Annotated in this window: 21 protein-coding genes and 1 tRNA gene; 12 read left to right on the top strand and 10 right to left on the bottom strand. The window is 69.6% G+C overall.

Features of this window, described 5'->3' with window-relative positions; genetic code table 11:
- Position 1: 1 nt before the first annotated feature.
- A complete protein-coding gene (locus F3H13_RS08350) occupies positions 2–1,618 on the bottom strand; it encodes a long-chain-fatty-acid--CoA ligase (RefSeq protein WP_149798581.1) in 1,617 nt (538 codons plus the stop codon).
- A 99-nt stretch (positions 1,619–1,717) separates the two neighbouring features.
- Between F3H13_RS08350 and F3H13_RS08345 the strand changes: the two genes are divergently transcribed.
- From F3H13_RS08345 to F3H13_RS08330, 4 genes are all read left to right on the top strand, one after another.
- The gene (locus F3H13_RS08345) at positions 1,718–1,957 is read left to right on the top strand and encodes a hypothetical protein (RefSeq protein ID WP_149798580.1); all 240 of its coding nucleotides are present in this window, start codon (positions 1,718–1,720) and stop codon (positions 1,955–1,957) included.
- 119 nt (positions 1,958–2,076) lie between these two features.
- Positions 2,077–2,151 (top strand) — tRNA-Met (locus F3H13_RS08340).
- A gap of 121 nt (positions 2,152–2,272) precedes the next feature.
- The gene (locus F3H13_RS08335; RefSeq protein WP_149798579.1) at positions 2,273–2,884 is read left to right on the top strand and encodes a translation initiation factor IF-2 subunit beta; all 612 of its coding nucleotides are present in this window, start codon (positions 2,273–2,275) and stop codon (positions 2,882–2,884) included.
- Between the two features lie 88 nt (positions 2,885–2,972).
- Positions 2,973–4,148, top strand: a complete 1,176-nt coding sequence (locus F3H13_RS08330; RefSeq protein ID WP_149798578.1) for a M24 family metallopeptidase — start codon at positions 2,973–2,975, stop codon at positions 4,146–4,148.
- Between the two features lie 60 nt (positions 4,149–4,208).
- Here the strand turns inward: F3H13_RS08330 and F3H13_RS16200 are convergent, their stop codons facing one another.
- From F3H13_RS16200 to F3H13_RS08320, 3 genes are all read right to left on the bottom strand, one after another.
- A complete protein-coding gene (locus tag F3H13_RS16200; RefSeq protein WP_188128034.1) occupies positions 4,209–4,361 on the bottom strand; it encodes a hypothetical protein in 153 nt (50 codons plus the stop codon).
- 86 nt (positions 4,362–4,447) lie between these two features.
- On the bottom strand, positions 4,448–6,841 hold the full coding sequence (locus F3H13_RS08325; protein WP_149798577.1) for an ATP-dependent DNA helicase: 2,394 nt from the start codon (positions 6,839–6,841) through the stop codon (positions 4,448–4,450).
- Between the two features lie 112 nt (positions 6,842–6,953).
- Positions 6,954–7,610 (bottom strand): HAD family hydrolase, encoded by a 657-nt coding sequence (locus F3H13_RS08320; RefSeq protein WP_004598188.1) that lies wholly within the window; start codon positions 7,608–7,610, stop codon positions 6,954–6,956.
- 138 nt (positions 7,611–7,748) lie between these two features.
- On the opposite strand from F3H13_RS08320, the gene F3H13_RS08315 reads away from it, so the two are divergent.
- A complete protein-coding gene (locus F3H13_RS08315; RefSeq protein ID WP_149798576.1) occupies positions 7,749–8,198 on the top strand; it encodes a TIGR00725 family protein in 450 nt (149 codons plus the stop codon).
- A 34-nt stretch (positions 8,199–8,232) separates the two neighbouring features.
- Here the strand turns inward: F3H13_RS08315 and F3H13_RS08310 are convergent, their stop codons facing one another.
- Together F3H13_RS08310 and F3H13_RS08305 are read right to left on the bottom strand one after the other, a co-directional pair.
- Entirely contained in the window at positions 8,233–9,309 is a 1,077-nt protein-coding gene (locus F3H13_RS08310) for a sensor histidine kinase (RefSeq protein WP_149798575.1), read from the bottom strand.
- A 107-nt stretch (positions 9,310–9,416) separates the two neighbouring features.
- Positions 9,417–10,571, bottom strand: a complete 1,155-nt coding sequence (locus tag F3H13_RS08305; protein ID WP_149798574.1) for a cobalamin-independent methionine synthase II family protein — start codon at positions 10,569–10,571, stop codon at positions 9,417–9,419.
- A 119-nt stretch (positions 10,572–10,690) separates the two neighbouring features.
- On the opposite strand from F3H13_RS08305, the gene F3H13_RS08300 reads away from it, so the two are divergent.
- On the top strand, positions 10,691–10,891 hold the full coding sequence (locus F3H13_RS08300) for a hypothetical protein (protein ID WP_149798573.1): 201 nt from the start codon (positions 10,691–10,693) through the stop codon (positions 10,889–10,891).
- Positions 10,888–11,103 (top strand): hypothetical protein, encoded by a 216-nt coding sequence (locus tag F3H13_RS08295; protein WP_149798572.1) that lies wholly within the window; start codon positions 10,888–10,890, stop codon positions 11,101–11,103. Before F3H13_RS08300 ends, F3H13_RS08295 begins: the two co-directional genes overlap by 4 nt.
- A gap of 52 nt (positions 11,104–11,155) precedes the next feature.
- On the opposite strand, the gene dph2 is transcribed toward F3H13_RS08295, so the two are convergent.
- Positions 11,156–12,199: a diphthamide biosynthesis enzyme Dph2 gene (gene dph2, locus F3H13_RS08290; RefSeq protein ID WP_149798571.1), complete on the bottom strand. Its 1,044-nt coding sequence runs from the start codon at positions 12,197–12,199 to the stop codon at positions 11,156–11,158.
- A gap of 178 nt (positions 12,200–12,377) precedes the next feature.
- Between dph2 and F3H13_RS08285 the strand changes: the two genes are divergently transcribed.
- The 4 genes from F3H13_RS08285 (at position 12,378) to F3H13_RS08270 (ending at position 15,023) form a co-directional block, all read left to right on the top strand.
- Complete coding sequence (locus tag F3H13_RS08285; protein ID WP_149798570.1) at positions 12,378–13,037, top strand: alpha/beta hydrolase; 660 nt, start codon at positions 12,378–12,380, stop codon at positions 13,035–13,037.
- A gap of 69 nt (positions 13,038–13,106) precedes the next feature.
- A complete protein-coding gene (locus F3H13_RS08280) occupies positions 13,107–13,481 on the top strand; it encodes a YlbF family regulator (protein WP_149798569.1) in 375 nt (124 codons plus the stop codon).
- 94 nt (positions 13,482–13,575) lie between these two features.
- The gene (locus tag F3H13_RS08275) at positions 13,576–14,298 is read left to right on the top strand and encodes a MinD/ParA family ATP-binding protein (RefSeq protein ID WP_149798568.1); all 723 of its coding nucleotides are present in this window, start codon (positions 13,576–13,578) and stop codon (positions 14,296–14,298) included.
- Between the two features lie 104 nt (positions 14,299–14,402).
- The gene (locus tag F3H13_RS08270; protein WP_149798567.1) at positions 14,403–15,023 is read left to right on the top strand and encodes an RAD55 family ATPase; all 621 of its coding nucleotides are present in this window, start codon (positions 14,403–14,405) and stop codon (positions 15,021–15,023) included.
- 25 nt (positions 15,024–15,048) lie between these two features.
- Here the strand turns inward: F3H13_RS08270 and F3H13_RS08265 are convergent, their stop codons facing one another.
- Both F3H13_RS08265 and F3H13_RS08260 read right to left on the bottom strand, forming a co-directional pair.
- A complete protein-coding gene (locus tag F3H13_RS08265; RefSeq protein ID WP_149798566.1) occupies positions 15,049–15,309 on the bottom strand; it encodes a hypothetical protein in 261 nt (86 codons plus the stop codon).
- A gap of 149 nt (positions 15,310–15,458) precedes the next feature.
- Complete coding sequence (locus F3H13_RS08260; RefSeq protein WP_149798565.1) at positions 15,459–16,394, bottom strand: FKBP-type peptidyl-prolyl cis-trans isomerase; 936 nt, start codon at positions 16,392–16,394, stop codon at positions 15,459–15,461.
- Positions 16,395–16,594: 200 nt separating this feature from the next.
- Between F3H13_RS08260 and cyaB the strand changes: the two genes are divergently transcribed.
- Positions 16,595–17,197 carry a class IV adenylate cyclase gene (cyaB, locus tag F3H13_RS08255; RefSeq protein ID WP_149798564.1) on the top strand — a complete coding sequence of 201 codons (603 nt, stop codon included), beginning with the start codon at positions 16,595–16,597 and terminating at the stop codon, positions 17,195–17,197.
- A gap of 12 nt (positions 17,198–17,209) precedes the next feature.
- On the opposite strand, the gene F3H13_RS08250 is transcribed toward cyaB, so the two are convergent.
- The gene (locus F3H13_RS08250; RefSeq protein ID WP_149798563.1) at positions 17,210–17,707 is read right to left on the bottom strand and encodes a MaoC family dehydratase; all 498 of its coding nucleotides are present in this window, start codon (positions 17,705–17,707) and stop codon (positions 17,210–17,212) included.
- Positions 17,708–18,102 lie beyond the last annotated feature (395 nt).

Below are 18,102 nucleotides of genomic sequence, written 5' to 3'. Positions count from 1 at the left end.
ACTACCCCTCGCCGACCATCCGGTCTTCCTCGTCCCACTCGCGCTCGCGCAGCTCGTACTTCTGTATCTTCCCGGTCGCGGTCGTCGGGAGCTCCGCAACGAACTCCACCTCGCCGGGCGTCTTGTAGTCGGCGACGCGCTCGCGGACGAACGCCTTGAGCTCCTCGGGCGTCGCGCCCGCGTCGTCTGGGTCGCCGCTCTCCGGGACGACGAACGCCTTCGGCGTCTCCCCCCAGCGCTCGTCGGGGGCGGGGATGACGGCCACGTCGGAGACGACGTCGTGTTCGAAGAGGGTATCCTCTAACTCGATCGAGGAGATGTTCTCCCCGCCGGAGATGATGATGTCCTTCTTCCGGTCCTGGATCGAGACGAACCCGTCCTCGTCGACGACCGCCAGGTCGCCCATGTGGTAGTACCCTTCCAGCCGCTCCGAAAACGCCGCCTCGGTGGCCTCGGGCTTGTTCCAGTAGCGGTCCATCACCTGGTTGCCGCGGACGACGATCTCGCCGATCGTCTCGCCGTCGGCGGCCACGTCCTCGCCGTTCTCGTCGACGACGCGCACGTCCGTACCGAGGTAGCCGATCCCCTGCGTCTTCTTGACCGCGAAGCGGTCGTCGGCCCCCTCGTCGAAGTGGCGCTTCGCGTCCGAGGTGGTGATCAGCGGGCCCGTCTCGGTCGCGCCGTACACGTGTTTGAGCTCCCAGCCGAACTCCGCTTCGACGGTGCGGATCGTCGCCTCCGGCGGCGCCGCCCCCGCGGTGGCGACCCGCACGTCGTTCGCGCCGGTCGTGGCGCCGCCGTGTTCGGCGTGATAGTCGCCGAGCATGTTGAGGACGGTCGGCGCCGCACAGAAGTACGAGACGTCCTCGGTACGAATTTGATCGAACGCATCCGCGACGTCGACTCCCCGGGTACAGACGTGTCGGGCGCCCGCCCCCGTGATCGCGTAGATGTGGCCCCACCCGTTGACGTGGAACATCGGCAGCGTCCAGAGGTAGACGTCGTCGTCGGTGATCTCCTGGTGGATCGAGATGAGGTAGGCGTGGAGCGTCTCGGCGCGGTGGGTGCGGCAGACTCCCTTCGGATCGCCCGTCGTTCCCGAGGTGTAGTTGATCGTGATGACGTCGTCCTCGTCCATCTCCGGCCGCTCGTAGGCGTCCGGGTCCGCGGCGTCGAGCGCGGCGTCGAACGACTCCCACTCGCCCTCGACCGCGTCGGCGTCGTTCGTGAGGAACGTCTCGGTGGGCACCTCGTCGCGGATCGCCTCAACGTTCCCCGCGTACTCGGCGTCGGCGTAGATGGCGTCGACGCCGGCGTCCGAGAGCATGTACGAGAAGTCGTCGGGCGTGAGCCGGTAGTTCAGCGGCGCGTGGATCGCGCCGACCTGCATCGCGCCATAGGCGGCCTCCAGGTGGTAATGCGTGTTCGGGTCCAACACCGCGACCCGGTCGCCCTTCTCGATCCCGCGCTCCTGAAGCGCGGCGGAGAAGCGGTCGGCGCGCTCGCCGAGTTCGGCGTACGTGTATCGCGTCCCGTCGACCGCGAGGACGGCCTCTTCGTCGGCGTAGTGTCGCCGCGCCCGGTCCAGGAAGTCCGTCGTCAACAGCGGCTTGTGCATCGTCTATCACTATCGATGATGTGTGAAATCGTTTGCGGCCGACGCAAGGGAGGGGCGGTCGCGGGAGCCTTTTCACGGTCGGTCGCGGATAGGTGAGAAATGAGCGACGAGTCCGGCGGGTCGGCATTCTCGGAGGGATACGTGGTTCCGATCGCGGGGCTGTTGGCGTTCATGTTCGCGCTGATGGCCGGACTCACCGCGCAGCGAGCGCTTTCCGGCGACCCGGCCGACGTCGCCGTCCCGGTCGGGTTCGCCGCCATCGCGGTGCTCGCGCTTCGGATCCGCACGAAGGCCGTCGCGGCGCGGTCGGAGGGCGACGAAGACGAGGATGAGGAGTGACGAGCGGACCGATTTCAGCCGTCCGCGCGAGGGAACCCGACCGCCGCGGACGCGTGGACGAATCGCACACCGGCGTCGGGATCAGAACCCTTAACAGTCGCACGCGATTTTGCTACGATAGCGGGATGGGATAGCCAGGAGATTCCGCCGGGCTCATAACCCGGAGATCGGTAGTTCAAATCTACCTCCCGCTATCTTTTGTCGAAGCCGACCGACTCCTGACCGACTGCTACCCTCCTACCACCGTCTCCGTGTTGCGGAGCCGCTGCCACCGAACCCGGAAGCGATTTCCGTCGCGCTGTCGTTTCCTCGCGTATGGATTACGAATCGAGCCTCGACCGCGCGATGGAGGAGGTACCGGATCTGGGCGGCTCGGACGAGCGGCTGTCCGTTCCGGACCCCGAAACACAGAAGGACGGGGCGTTCACCCGTCTGACGAACCTCTCCGGAATCGCCGACGCCCTGAGCCGCGACCCCGAGCACGTCCACTCGAAGATCCAGCAGGAGCTCGGGACCGCGGGCCAGTACGAGGACGGCCGCGCCCGCTACAGCGGGAACTTCCGCGAGCGCGACTTCCAGGCCGCGATCGACTCGTACATCGAGTCGTTCGTCACCTGCTCGGAGTGCGGCCTCCCCGACACGCGACTGGAGACCGAGAACCGGACGCCGATGCTCCGCTGTGAGGCCTGCGGTGCGTTCCGCCCGGTCGCGAAGCAGAACACCTCCAACACCCAGCGGCAGGAGGACGCCGTCGAGTCGGGCAACACCTACGAACTCGAGATCGTCGGCACCGGCCGCAAGGGCGACGGCGTCGCCGAGCGCGGCGAGTACACCATCTTCGTCCCCGGCGCACAGGAGGGTGAGACCGTGACCGCCTACATCAAGAACGTCTCCGGCAACCTCGCGTTCGCCCGCCGCGAGAACTGAGCGGTCGCGACGGGGGCCGCCTCGTTGCGCCCCATCTCCGGCGTTCCGCTACCCGACCGTTTATCCGCGCGTTCGCGTATCCTGAGCCATGGCCACGCGACTCCCCGAGTCGGCCTTCGACGACCGGCTCGCTGCCGTCCGAGACCGACTCGCCGACACCGACGCCGACGCCGCGACGTGGGTCGGCGCGACGGCGATAGAGTACCTCACCGGCTTCCACCACATCCAGACGGAGCGGCCCGTCGTCCTCGCGGTCACCGACGACCGCGTCGAGGTCACGGTGCCGAGACTGGAGGTCGAGCGCGTCGAGCCGAATCCGCGGATCGACGCCGTCCATCACTACTTCGACTACCCAGGCGGCGAGCCCGTCTCGGTCGCCGTCGAGATGCTCGACGGCCTCGGCGTCGACGCGATCGCGGCCGACGTGGACGGGCCGCCTGGCGTAATGGGGTACGAAGGTCCGGCGTTCTCCGAGTCCCTCGACGTCGAGACGCAGTCGTGGGTCGACCGGATGCGCTGGGCGAAGTCCGACGCCGAGGTCGACCTGATCCGCGAGTCGGCGAAGTGGGCGAACCTCGGCCACCGCTACCTCGCCGACTTCTCCGAGCCGGGCGCGCACCCGGCGACCGTCTCGCAGCGCGCGTCGACCGAGGCCTCCCGCGCCATGCTCGACGCGCTCGGGGACGCCTACAGCGTCCGCGTCCGCGGCGACGGCCCGGTCCACGCCGGCTACATCTCCGGCGAGGAGACCGCGCTGCCGCACGGCCACACCCCGAACGAGCGGCTCTCCGAGGGCGACGTGCTCGTCACCGGCGCGACCGCCAACGTCGACGGCTACCGCTCCGAGCTGGAACGGACGATGTTCGTCGGCGACTACTCCGACGAGCAGGAGCACTACTTCGAGCTCATGCTGGAGGCGCAGACGCTCGCGATCGACGCCTTGGGCCCGGGCGTCCGGGTCGCCGAGGTCGACGAGGTCGTCTGGGAGTACTTCGAGGAGCAGGGGGTGACCGACCTCGCGCAACACCACGTCGGCCACAACATCGGTCTCGGCGCCCACGAGCCGCCGTACATCGACCGCGGCTGGGGCGAGCGCTACGACGGCGACGACGCCGTGATGGCGCCCGGTCACGTGTACACGATAGAACCCGGCCTCTACACCGACGAGTACGGCTACCGCCACTCCGACACGGTCGCGATCACCGAGTCGGGAACGGAACGACTCACCAACTTCCCGCGTGACATCGATTCCAACGTCGTCTGAGCGAGCCCCGTCGCCGGAGGCGCTCGCCGCACCGTCACGTCGCTCCGCCCCGTCGCTCTGTCACTCGACCCGCTCGACCGCGACGCGGTGTCCGGTCTCGACCGCGTGGTCGCGGCTGATTCCCTCCGCGTCCTCGGGAACGTCACACAGGCGTTCGAGGGAGCAGTCGCGGCAGACGAGGTGGTACCGTTCGCTGCGTGTGGCGGCGTCCATGCGCTCGACACCCCTTCCGACGGCATAGTTACGAACCGCTTGCTCCCGGGTAACGAGTCGTTAGGCGGCGCGAAACGCGGCCGTCCTCACTCGCTCGTCGCGGGGCGCCGCGACTCGAACCGGTCGAGCGCGACCTCCAACATGTCCGGGCTGACCGGCTGATACTCCTCCCGCTCGTGTTCGGGTAGGTACTCCCTGACGCCGTTCCAGGAGTCGCGGGCGTACCGGGCGTCGAGCAGGACGCGGACGCCGCGCTCGTCCGGCCCGCGGATGACGCGGCCGACCGCCTGTCGGGCCTTCCGCACTGCCGGGACGGTGAGCGCCGTCTCGAAGCCCGACTCGAACCGGCGGTCGTAGGCGGTGATCACCGCGCGGGTCTGCGGCCGCGCCGTGTTGATGATCGGAACGCCGCAGACGACGGCCGCGGAGAGCCGGTCGCCGCGGTAGTCGACGCCCTCCGTGAGCGTGCCGCGGAGGCTCGTCACCAACACCTTGCCGTCGCCGGCGAAGAAGTCGTCCTTCAGCGACTCCGTCTCGCGGTCGCCCGACGACTCGTCGAGCAGGACCGGCTTGTCGAGTCGGTCGGCGAGCGACTCCGCCATCCACGTCGCCTCCGCGTAGCTCGGAGTCCCGACGAGGACGTTCCCGTCGCGGCGCGCGACCGCAGCCGTCGCGTCGATGTGCGCGAGCCGCGTCGGGTTCTCCTCGCCCGGCGCGCCGCGGTTCTGGTGGGTGAACTTCGGCGCGTCGACCGCGAGGCTCGCGCGGTTCGCCGCGGGGAAGGAGAGGCCGTACGTCCGTTCGACGACCGGACGGCCGCGCTCCGCCAGGTGGTCGAGCCCGGTCACCTCCCGGAACAGGTCCATCGGCTCCAGCGTCGCGCTCATGAGGACGCCGCCGCCGAAGTCGGCGAGGCGGTCCCCGATCGGCTCGCTCGGCAGGCAGTTGTGGAGCGCGAGGCGCGCGTTGTACGCCCGCCGCCACGAGTCCGGGGGCTCCGTCTCGTCGAACGTGCGTTCGAGCTCGATCGCCCGGAAGAAGTCGGTGTGGCCCTCGCGGTACCAAGCGTTGAGGGTGCGGCCGACGCCGGGCGCCGCGCGCTGCTTGTCCTCCTCTTCCAGCGAGTCGAGGACGCGCTTGACGACCGCGCCGACCTGCTCGGCGCGCGCCCAGACGCGCTCGCCGTACCCCTCGCCGTCCGCCCAGTCGGTGATCTCGTCTTCGCCCGGCTCCTCCGGGTCGCGCAGCGGGATCTCCGTATCGTCGAGCTCGCGCATCGACGCCCGCCAGTCCGGGCGCTCGCGGTCGAGGTACGCGGTGACGCGCCGGTCGAGTTCGCCGCGGAGGTCGGCGTAGAACTCCCGGACCGCCTCGATCTCCTCGATCGTCACGTCGGCGTCCTCCAGTTCGCCGCGGACGAGCGCGGCGTCGTCGGACTCCGCGCCCGCCGACTCGAACGAGAGCGGTTGGACGACGCGGGTGAGCTCGTTCTCGGCGTCGCGGAGGCTCGCGTCCGCGACCGCGTCGCTCACGAGGTCCCGAACGCGCGGTTCGAGCATGTGCGCCTCGTCGCAGACCACGAACGTGGAGTCGTCCAGCAGCGCGCCGGTGAAGGTCCCGGTGGTCACGGGGTCAAACGCGTGGTAGTAGTTGCCGATGACGACCTCGACCTCCGGCACGAGCGCGCCCATGATCGAGTGGGGACACGAGCCGTGGCCCGCCGCGAGCCGGACGAGCTCGTCGGCGTCGACGTGGCCGAGCTCGGTCACGTCGAACGGGACCGCCTCCGCGGGGTCGCCGTCCTCCGGCAGGTCGTCGAGGAAGCCGGCGTAGAACGGGCAGAACTCGACGTCGTCGTACGCCTCGGTGTCCGGCCGGTACGGCGTGGGCTCGCCGTCGACGCTGAGGTAGTCGGCGGCGCCGGAGCCGTCGGCGGACGAGCCGTCGCCGGCGGCCGCGCCGGCGGGTCCCGCCGAGCCGGAGTCCATGAGCCCGACCTGCTGGCTCCGCGCCTCGCTCACGAGGTTCGAGGTCGTCGTCGCGCCGCCGTCGCCGACGAGGTTCCGGGTGCGCTCGCGGAGCCCCTCGCAGCGCTCGTACACGTTCTCGGGATCGATCCCGCCGCGGTTCTCTCGCGCGTACGGGCAGACGTCCGCCTTCCCGACGAGCGTGAGCCCGGAGACGGGGTCGTAGCCGTCGGGGAGGTCGTCGTTTATCGCCCGGAGGTCCGTCTCAAACTGGCGCAACTGCTGTTTGACGCTGGTGAGGACGAAGACGCGCTCGAAGTCGGAGTCGGGGTCGCGGACGCGGTCGAGCCCGGCGGTGAGCGCGAGCATCGTCTTTCCCGTCCCACAGGCGCCCTCGAGGGCGAGAAAGCCGCCGTCCTCGGCGGCGTCGACGGCTGCGTCGATGCCGTCGGCCTGCTCGGGGTAGGGTTCGGGGTGGCCGAAGAGGTCGGCCCACGGGGGCGAGTCGGTCACGAGAGCGAGTTACGCGCCATGCGATTTAAACGCTTCATCGCCGGCAGCGGGCCGCAGTCGGCGCCGCCGACGCGTCGCTGCCGGACGGCGCGCGGACGGGGACGAGCCGGCCTCACTCCACGATGTCGTGGAGGTCGGAGAGCCGGTCGATCTCCCAGGTCGGCCAGACGTTCAGCTCCCAGTCCCGGCGGTGGGGGCGGCGGATGAACGCCGAATCGATCCCCGCGTTCTCGGCCGCGCGGACGTCCGACTCGTTGTCGCCGACGAAGAGGGCGTTGCCCGCGTCGAGGTCGCCGAGCGCCTGCTCGATGTAGTGGGGGTTCGGCTTGCGGAGCTGGAGCGAGTGGATCGTCGGCTCGCGGCCGTAGGCGGCGCCCATGCGGTCGAAGCCGTCGAAGTGGTCGACGAGGAAGTCGACGGTCGCCTGCTGGTTCGACGAGACGATCCCCATCTGGACGTCGAGGTCCTGGAGCTCGTCGAGGTCGTCGTACGGGGTCTTGCGGCCCTCGCGGGCCTCCTGCTGTTGGGCCCGCGACACCACGTCGTCGCGCGTCCGCCAGAACGACCCCGGATCGAGGTCGTACGTCTGACAGACGGTGCCGACGCTGCCGGGTGTCGCACCGATGGTCATCTGCTCTACGTCGTCCGGATCGGGCTCCTCGACGCCGCACTCCTCGAACGCGTTCCGGGTCGCATCCCGGAGCACGTCGAAGCGCGTGCGGCCCACGAGGACACCGTCGTTGTCGAACACGACGGTATCGTACGTCATAGCCCCCATTCACGGCCGGCAGGGATAAGCGTTTCAGTGACGCTCTCAACGGCGAGAATCGACGTGTTGCGGCCGTTCTCCGAGAACAATCAGTCCCTATCGGTCGGTTTTACCTGCCGCCCGAGCGTGGGGCGAGCCATGCGAATCAGCGTCATCGGCGGCAGCTCGATCGACGAGGAGACGGCGGCGGTCGCGGAAGCGCTCGGCGAGCGCCTCGCGGAGCGCGGTCACGCCGTCGTCTGCGGCGGCCTCGGCGGCGTCATGGAGGCGGTCTGTCGCGGCGCCCGCGCTGCCGACGGCGAGACGATCGGGATCCTGCCGACGGACGACCGCGGGGACGCGAACCCGCACGTCACGGTGCCGATCGCGACCGGGATGGGCCACGCGCGCAACGCGCTCGTCGTCATGAACGGCGACGCCGCGGTCGCGGTCGACGGCGCGGGCGGCACGCTCTCGGAGATCGGCCTCGCGCTCGCGCAGGGTCGCCCCGTGGCGGGACTCGACACGCACGACGTCGACGGCGTCGAGGCCGTCGATTCGCCCGCGGCGGCGGTGGAGTACGTCGAGCGCGTCGCTTGGACCGACTGACCCCCGGCAGGGTCGGCCGCCGGTCTCGGTCCGGTCAGTCGTCGTACTCGACGCCCGTTATCTCGAACCTGGCCCCGCCGCGCGAGCTCTCCGAGACGTCGATCTCCCACCCGTGGGCGCTGGCGACCTCCGAGACGATGTTGAGGCCGAACCCGGTCCCGTTCGCGTCCGTCGTGTACCCCACCTCGAACACGCGCTCGCGCTCCTCGGCGGGGATGCCCGGGCCGTCGTCCGCCACGAAGAAGCCGGACGGGAGGACGGCGCCGGCGCGCGTCGTCGTGTACATCGGCGAGATGTCCCCGACGACGACGGTCACGTCATCGGCGCCGTGGTCGACAGCATTTCGGAACAGGTTCTCCAGCAGGCGCTTCAGGCGCCCACGGTCCGCGAGGATCCGCCGGTCGGTGTCGACGACGAGCGTCGCGTCGCCGCTCGCGACGTTTGCCCAGCACTCGTCAGCGAGGGCGGACAGCTCGACTGGTTCGAGCTCCCCCGGCTTCTCGCCCTGCTTCGCGAGCGTCAACAGGTCGCTTATCAGTTCGAGCGTGCGGTCGACCGCGGACGCCGCGGCGTCGACGTGGTCGGGGTCGCTCTCGTTCCGCGCCAGTTCGAGCCGCCCCTGCGCGACGTTGAGCGGGTTCCGAAGGTCGTGAGAGATCCCGTGAACGAGCCGCTCGAGGCGGTCGCGCTGTCGCTCAGCCTCCGCGACAGCGCGGGCAGACGCGACGGCGTTCGATATTCGGTGGACGAGAGCGGGGGTTCGGTCCGAGTCGGCGTGCGTCCGGGCGACGTCGGTGGCGCCTGCCTCGAACGCCTCGGCCACAGCCGACGCGTCGAGCGGCTCGACGGGACAGAACACGATCGGGAGGGACGAGTGGTGGTTGCGGACCGCTTCGACGGCGGGGAGGCCGGTGGGCTCCGCGGGCCGCCCGACCGCGACCAGACAGTCGACGGGCGAGTCCCGGAGGATGTCCAAGGCCGCGTCGACCGCCCCGACCGACTCAACGACGAGGCGGTCGTCGGCGCGCTCCAGAGACGTCTTGAACTCCGCCGCTTGGTCCCGCGTACTCGCGACCAAGACGACGGCGATCGAACTCCTTGGAGCGGACATCCCGGGGAACCCTCACCCAACGGGCGTACGCTTGGGTGATAAACGTTAGCTTGAAACGCGTCAGACGGGCACATGACTCGCGCCGTACCGCGCCGCCCGCGGCCCGTTCAGGCGAGTCGGTCGCTCGCGATCTCCGCGCCCTCGACGAGCGCTTCGAGCTTCGCCCACGCGATCTCGGGGTCGACCATGCCGAGGCCGGCCTGCGTGCCGAAGCCGCAGTCGGGCGCGGCGACGAGCGGGGTCCCGTCGTCGACCGCGTCCGCGACGCGCTCCAAGCGGTCCGCGATCGTCTCGGGGTGGTCGATGATGTTCGTCTTCACGTCGACGACCCCCGGCATGAGCGTCCAGCCGTCGGGAACGGGGTGCTCCGCGAACGCGCGGTACTCGTGCTGGTGGCGCGGGTTCGCCTGCTCGACGCTGAGCCCGGTGATGTCGGCCTCGTAGATCAAAGGCAGCATCTCGGCGAGGTCGGTGTCGAGGTGGTGGGGCCCCTCGTAGCTGCCCCAGCAGGTGTGGAGCCGGACCTGCTCGGCGGGCACGTTCGCGAGCGCCTCGTTGAGCGCCTCGACGTGGAGCCGCGTCGCGTCCTTCGCGGCCGCCAGCGGTTTCTCGGCGTACGCCGCGGTGTGGCCGACCGTCAGCAGCTCCGGGGCGTCGATCTGGAGCGTGAGGCCCGCGTCGGCGACGAGCTCGTACTCGGTCTTCATCGCCTCCGCGACCGCGAACAGGTACTCCTCGTAGTCGCCGTAGTGGTCGTCGACGTGCGTGGCGGTGACGACGCTCGGCGACGCCGCGGTCATGAACGCGTCGTCGACGTCGCGGTCCGCGGCCGCGAGCGCGTCGGTGAACTCGTCGATCTCTGCTTCCGCCTCCTCGCGGCCGGTGTACTCGATCGCCTCGGTGACGACCGGGTGCATCGAGAGGTCGATCACGTCGGTCTTGAACGTCTCCTCGGCGTAGGAGGGGAACTCCTGGAGGTCGGCCCACAGCTCGGTCTCCCGCTTGCCGTCGATGCCGCTCAGCCGGTCCGCGACGTACCAGTTGAACGAGACGCGGGACTGCTCGCCGTTGTTGATCGAATCCAGGCCGACCTCGACCTGCCGGTCGACGACGTCGCGGGTGGCGTCCGCGACCGTCTCGTCCCACTCGTCGGGGTCGACCGCCTCGCCGTCCTGGCGGCGGGTGAGCAGGTCGAGCAGTTCCGGGGGTCGCGGCAGGCTACCGATGTGCGTGGTGGAGATGTGGCCGTCGTTCGTCGTCATCGATCCGATCGACGTGGCGCTCCCGCAAAAAGAACGGAGGACCCGGAAGCGCCGGCGGCCAGCGACTGGTAATTAGATGTAATTAAAATTTATCAGCCCGTCGCGAGAGGGACTCGGCAATGAGCGACTACACCACCATCTCGCTGCGGAAGGAGTTCGTCGCGGACGTCGAGGAGTACATCGAAGACGAGCCGTTCGGTTCGGTGAAGGAGTTCGTGAAACACGTCGTCGTCCAGGAGATGGAGTCCGACGACGGGATCTCCGAGAGCGAGGCGAAACAGATCGCCCAGAAGCTTCAGGACCTGGGGTACATGGAATGAGCGGAGGACACGGGGAAGCACAGTCGATGGGTCTCGCGGAGGTCGAACGCGCTGACCTCATACTGCTCGCGATCCCGCTCGCGTTCTGCGCCGTGTACGCGGTCGGATCGCTCCTCGCCGGAGGGTACGCGGCGCCCGTGGCGGGCGCGTCGCTCGCGGCGGCGGCGCTCATAGTCGACGGTCTGTTCTGGCATCCACCAAACGAGACGTAGGGGGTGTCGCGGTGAAATCGGAGAAAATCAGCGTGCTGCGCTGGGTCGCGCCCTACCAGGTGTCGTGGAACGTGTCGAACTCGATCGAGTCGAGCGGCTTCTCGCCGATCGCGGCCTCGTACTCGCCGGGCGTCAGCATCGGCTTGTGGAACCGCGGGCCGTCGTCGGTCGTGATCCGCGGGCAGCCGGTGTTGACGAACGCGTCCATGTCGAAGTTGCGGAGGCGGTCCGGCGTCACCTCGTCCATCGTGATCAGGTAGGCGTTCTCGTTGTTCTCGACGATCTCCTGGGCCTTCTCCCAGCGGCCCTGGCCGATCTTCGTACAGAAGATGACGCCCCACTTCTCGGCGCCCATCGCCTTGTGGACCGAGGCGTAGCGCTGCTTGAGGAACTGGTCGTGTTCCGCGACCGACACCGCGTTGTTGACCGGGTCGGCGATGACGACGCGCTTGTCCGGGTGCTCCATCGCGAGCCCGACCGGGTGGAACTTCCCGCCGCCGACGTACAGCACCTGTTCGGCGTCGATGTCCGCGGAGGCGTAGTTGCAGCCGAGCACCTGGCCCTCCTTCGTGAGGCGGTCGTCGCCCCGACGGGTGTGGACCTCGTAGCCGCGCTCTTCGAGCCAGTCCGTCATCTCCTCGAAGCGGTTCATGTGCTGGGCCGTGGTGACGAGCCCCACGTCGGCGTCCTCCTCGGGGGGCGCCAGCTCCTCCGCCAGCGCGTCCTCCATGATCGGGAAGGGGTCGACGTTCGAGAAGAGGGGGACATAGACGATGCTGTCGGACTCCTTCATCGGCGTGTGGCCGAAGTGGACGAACACGTCCGTCCGGCGCATCAGGTACGTGTCGAGGTCGCAGGCGCCGTAGCAGGGCTGCCCGGAGAGCATGAAGGTGACGTCGTCGGGCGCGACCTCGCGGAGGTCGTCGGCGACCTTCGGGCCGCGGCGCTTGAGCCCCTCGGGGAACTGTAAGCCGACCTTCGACGCGTCGCGCTCCTCGATGGCCTCGAGAATCCGATCGAGTTCGTAGTCCCACTCGCGGTCGTGTTTCAGGGCCATCCCCGTCTTCGTGAGGTCGCCCTCCGTGGAGCCGCTCATACGGACCGAATTGTGCGGCAGGACGGTTAAACGGCGCGTTCGGCGACGGCTGGTGTAACCGCTCCCGGTTACTAGATCCGAGGTCGGCGGCGTCGGCCGGTGTTCGATCTCGCCGAGCGTCTTCGTGTGCCTGCCGCGGCCGACGGACCTAACGGCCGTCCCCGCCAACCGACGGCCGATGACCGACATTCCGCTCGAGCACGTCCACGTCGCGCCCGACGACAGTCCCGACGGCGAGCCCGCGCCGGCCGTCTTCGTCCTCCACGGCCGCGGCGCCGACGAGGAGGACTTACTCCCCGTCGCCGCCGAGCTGCCGGACGACCACCACGTCGTCAGCCTGCGCGCGCCAGACCCGCTTCAGGGCGGGTACACCTGGTACGAGCTCGACCTCTCGGCCGGCGGGCTGGAGTCGAGCCAGCCCGACGCCGAGGACTTCCGCCGGAGCCTCGATCTGATCGTCGAGAGCGTCGAGGCCGCGGTCGACGCCCACGGCCTCGACGCCGACCGGATCGGCCTGCTCGGGTTCAGCCAGGGCGCGATCACCAGCCTCTCGCTCCTGTTAGAGGAGCCCGACCGCTACGCGTGGGTCGTCGCGCTCCACGGCTACCTCGCCGAGTCGCACGCGGACCTCGACCCGGACGGGATCGAGGGCAAGCCGGTCTTCGTCGGCGCCGGCGCCGGCGACCGCGTGATCCCCGAGTCGCGGACGACGGCGGCCGTCGACCGGCTCGAAGCCGTCGGCGCCGACGTCACCCACGGGAGCTTCCCGGGCGGCCACGGCATCGGCCCGCAGGAGCTCGAGGCGGTCGTCGAGTTCGTCGCGTCGCGGGCGGCGTAGCGGGCACCGGAAGTCACCTCCGAGCCCCGGCTCCGGCAGGTTCAAACCGCTCGGCCACGATGTCCGGATATGAGCGTCGAACAGGTCTCCATCGAGGACCTCGGCCGAGAGCTCGGCGAGCGGATCGCCGAAACCCCGGAGTACGAGCGCTTCGAGGAGGCGAGAGCCGCGGTCCAGCGTGACGCGGAGGTCCAAGAGCGGATCGACGAGTTCGAGCAGCTTCGCGCGGAGTTCATGCAGGCCCGCCAGACCGGGCAGGCGACGAACGACGGGCTCCGGCGCGTCCAGGAGGCGCAAGACGAGCTCCACTCGATGCCGGTGATGAGCGAGTACCTCGACGCGCAAGACGAGCTTGAGGACACGCTCGAAGCGGTCAACGAGGCCATCTCCGAGCCGCTCGCCGTCGACTTCGGCGGCGAGGCCGGCGGCTGCTGCCAGGACTGACGACGGTCCGCGACCGCCGTGGCGGCGGATCGGGTGCCGAGCCGCGAGGCGGCTGCGGCCGACTTTTTATATCAGATACCGACCCACGCCCGCCGTGATAGCCGTCGCCGGCGGCAAGGGCGGAAGCGGAAAGACCACGACCACTCTCGGGCTCGCTCGGGCACTCTCGCGGCGCGGTGCGCCGGTGGTCGCGGCCGACGCCGACTGGGACCTCCCGAACCTCGCGCGGCTGGCCGCAGAAACGAAGCCCGAAGCCCCAACGGAGATCGGAAGTGAACGCCCGCCGGTCGGCGCCGAACGTCGTGCTGACGGGACGAACGCGCGGACGGTCCTCGACGCGGTCCGCGGGCCGGAGCTGATCCGTCCCGATCGGTCGGCACCGACGGTCCTCGCGGCTCCGGACGCGCCCCGGTCGGTCGACGCGGGCGCGACGTTCGGCGCGCTCGACGGCGCGACGCCCGACGGCGCACCCGTTCTGCTCGACAGCCCGGCCGGCGCGTCACCGGACGTGGCCGCGCCCCTACGGGCGGCCGACCGTGCGCTGATCGCGACGCCGCTCCGGCGCGCCGCGCTCCGCGACGCGGCGAAGACGGCGGCGATCGCCCGCCGGCTCGACTGCCCGCCGGTCGGCGCGGTGGTGATCGGCGAGGCGAGCGTGCCGGACCGGGTGGCGACGCTGCTCGGGTGTCCCGTCCTCGGGGCGATCCCCGACGGCGGGGCCGCTCCGCTGTCCGACCCGGCCGTCCGGACCGCGTACGACGACCTCGCCTCGCGGCTCGGCGAGACCGCGGCGGCGAGCGGGTGGCAGATCGCGTGAGGATCGCGCCCACCGGCGACGCCGGAACGGCCGAGGACGGGGGTGCGACCGGCCGAGAGGGCCGCCATCGACAGACCCAAACGTCCACAGGCGGCAGCGATCGTATGGAGACGCTCCCGACTGGGATCTCGGTGCTGGACCGGCAGTTCGGCGGAGGGCTCCCGAGCGGTAGCGTCGTCGTGTTGAAGGCGAACCCCGACAGCCAGTCAGAGCTCATCCTGAACCGGTTCGCCCGCGTTCGCCGGTGCCGCTACCTCACGACCGTCCGCTCGGCCGACGCGGTGGAGGCCGCGCTCAGCCGCGACGGCGACGAGGAGACGACCGTCGAGGCGACGGACGACATCGGCGACCTCGACGAGGCGGCGTCGTTGGTCGGCGACATCCCGGAGGACGGCACGCTGATCGTCGACTCCGTGGAGCCGCTGGAGGAAGGCGCGTCACCGGCCGCGTACGCCGAGTTTCTCGACGGGGTGCGGTCACGGGCCGTCGACGCCGGCGGCGTCGCGCTGCTCCACGCGCTCCGCGGCGGCGAGGACCCGGAGACGCGACGCGTCACGGAGCAGGTCGCGGACGTGGTGTTCGACCTCCGCACGACCGTCACCGGGACGGAGATCGCGAACCGCCTCGTCGTCCCCAAGTTCCGGGGCGGCGCCGCCCTCGAAGAGCCGCTGAAGCTGAAGCTCACAGACGAGGTCGCCGTCGACACGAGCCGCGACATCGCCTGACGCTCTCGTTCATTTGGTTTCGAGCCTACAGCACGACGGACACGAGGAGGACGAGCGCGCCGACGACGGCCGCCGCGACCGCCCAGTTCCGCGCGGCGTCGAACGCCCCGTACGGCCCGCCCTTCCGCGAGAAGAGGTACAGCGCGTAGACGGCGAGCGGCGCCAGCGTCGGGAGCGTCGCCGCCGAGACGACGCCAGTGAAACTCGACAGCAGCGCGATCGCGACCGTCGCCGCGCCCGCGACGCCGGCGACGAGCGCGTCCTCGCGTGCCCGTTCGATCTCCATACTCGGTGTTGGACGGGTCGGCGGGCAAAAGGGATCCGTTCGCCGGTCGTGGCTGTCGCTCACCGGTCACGGCTGTCGCTCGCGGGGCAGCAGTCGCTCGCCGGACAGCGAAAACGGCAGAAGTAGGGAGTCGGTAGACGCGACGTCGACTACTCTTCGTCGATCTCGTCGACGATCTCGTCGGCGTCGACGTCGACGTCCTCGAGCGCCTCCTCGATGTCGACGTCGCCCGCGCCGGCGCCGCCCATGCCGCCCATCATGCCGCCGAGACCGCCCATGCCGCCGCCCTCGATGACCTCCTCGACGACCACGCGGTCGAGGTCGAGGCGGCTCATGAGGTCTTGGGCGATCTGCTGTTTCTGGAACATCCACTGCTGGTTCATCTGCATCGCCTGCGTCGCCGTGACGTAGAGGACGTCCTTCTCGACCTCCTCGGTCTCGACGGTCTCCTCGCCGTCGTCGTCCTCGGTGACGGTCTCCTCTTCCTCGGTGACCGTCTCGATGCGGACCTCCGGGGCCTCCTGGAGGTACATTCCGAGCATGCCGGACGCCTGCTCCTCGCGGTCGTCGATCGCCTCGAGGATCTCGTACTCGTACTCGAGGTCCTCACCGGCCAGCGGGTGGTTGAAGTCGACGCGGGCGCGGCCGCCGATGATCGTCTCGAGGTGGCCCTGGCGGTTGTCGATCTGGATCTGCGCGCCGGGGTAGCGGTCGTCCTCCGGGATCTTATCGGCCTTGACCGTCTCGACCTCGTCGGGGTCGTACTCGCCGAAGGCGTCGTCGGCGGGGACGTCGACCGTGCCCTCGTCGCCGACGGCGCCGCCGACGAACGCCTCCTCGACGGAAGGGAACACGTGGCCGGCGCCGAGCGCGATGATGCGGGGCTCGAACTCGTACTCGTCGACGTCGATCTCGGCGTCTTCGGCCGTCTCCTTGTCGGTCGTGTCGATAACACGGCCGTCGTCGGCCGTTCGGATCGTGTACGCGACGCGGACGAAGTCGCCGTCTTCGAGTCCGTCGGCGTCAGTCTCGGTCTCGGTCTCCTCGGCCTCGTCGGCCGCGTCCGCTTGCTCCTGATCGCTCATACCTGAAGGTCACCTGTTACACCCTTAAGAAGCACGGTTCGGCCCGAAGGCCGCCGACGAACGGAGGAGAGCGGCGGTTCTGGGGGCCGCGGCCGCCGAACGGGTGTCGGCAGGCCGTCGCGAAGCCCCACTTGGCGGGCCGTCGTGAACCCTCGCGGAGTCCCGGGCCCCTTATGAACGCCCCGGACGCACCCTCGGGCATGTACGAGGTCGAGATCAAGGTCCCGGCCGACCTGGACGCGACGCGGGAGCGCCTCCGGGAGGTCGGCGCCGAGCGCGTCGCCGCCAAGCGACAGCGCGACACCTACTACGACGCGCCGCACCGCGAGTTCGCCGAGACCGACGAGGCGCTCCGGATTCGTCGCGAGACGCCGCTGGCGGGAGGCGGCGGGTCGTCGGCAGGAGATGACGGAGGATTGTCGGAGGGACCGCCCGACCCGGCGGCGACGGTCACCTACAAGGGACCGCTCCTCGAGGAGGCCTCGAAGACGCGCACCGAGCACGAGACGGGCGTCGACGACGGCGAGGCGCTCGCCGCGGTCCTCTCGGGGCTCGGCTTCGAGCCGGCCGCAACGGTGGAAAAGCGGCGGGAGTTCTGGTCGTACGACGGGTTCACGGTGACGCTCGACGCCGTCACCGGACTCGATGAGTACGTCGAGATCGAGCGGGAAGTCGAGGCGGAACGCGAGGTCGACGCGGCGCGCGACGCGGCGGTCGAGGCGCTCGACCGACTCGGCCTCGACGCGGACGAACAGGTCCGGACCTCGTATCTCGGACTGCTGCTGGCGGGCAAAAGCGACTGACTGCGGCGGGGGCTACGGCGCGGCCCCGTTGTCTGCGTCGCTCCCGTCGTCCGCGGGCCGCTTTTTCGAGAGAACGGTCCGCTCGAACTCGCAGACGAGGACGTCGTCGTCGCCGTCGACGACCTTGAACGCCTCCACACGCATGGTGACGACGCCGCGCTCGCCGTCGCTCGTCTCCCGCTTGTCGGTCACCGTCGACCGCGCGCGGATCGTGTCGCCGTGGAACACCGGGTTGGGGTGTTCGACGCCGTCGTACGAGAGGTTCGCGACGATTGTGCCGTCGGTCGTCTCCGGGATGGAGACCCCGACCGCGAGCGACATGGTGTAGAGGCCGTTGACCAGGCGCTCGCCGAACTGCGTGTCGGCGGCGAAGTCGGCGTCGAGGTGGAGCGGCTGCTGGTTCATCGTCATGTCACAGAAGCGCTGGTTGTCGGCCTCGCTTATCGTCCGTCGCTTCGCGTGCTCGATGGTCTCGCCGACCTCGAACTCCTCGTAGTACAGTCCGGGCATGACGCGCTGGTCGACCGGCGGCGTGAAATCGGTACCGCTCTTTACTGGGGGGTTATACAGATTCGAGGAGAATACCTGCGGCTTTAGCCGCAGGATGAATCCGACAGAACTCTACACGAACCACTGTCCGGTGGTATCCCCGAGTTTCCAAAGTCCGCAGTTTCAAGTGGTGTCAATTCGTATCTGAGGGTAAGGTCAGGTCGGAACGGAGCGATTCCGAACGGCCTTCGGAGGCGGCCTCGCCGCCGCTAATGAGACAATATCCGAAACACCAACACGGTGAACGCGAATGCCAGAAGCGTTCGTCTGTGCCTGTTGGTCGAGCAAGCCCAAAGATACCTCCAAGTCCGTCGAAGTGTCGGCGACTCACCTGCTGGCAAAAATAACAGGTGGGA

Origin of the sequence: Halorubrum xinjiangense, from assembly GCF_900102375.1 — an archaeon.
Classification (GTDB): domain Archaea; phylum Halobacteriota; class Halobacteria; order Halobacteriales; family Haloferacaceae; genus Halorubrum; species Halorubrum xinjiangense.
Note: the sequence above shows the minus strand (reverse complement) of the source record. Positions and strands in the feature narration are given on the sequence as shown.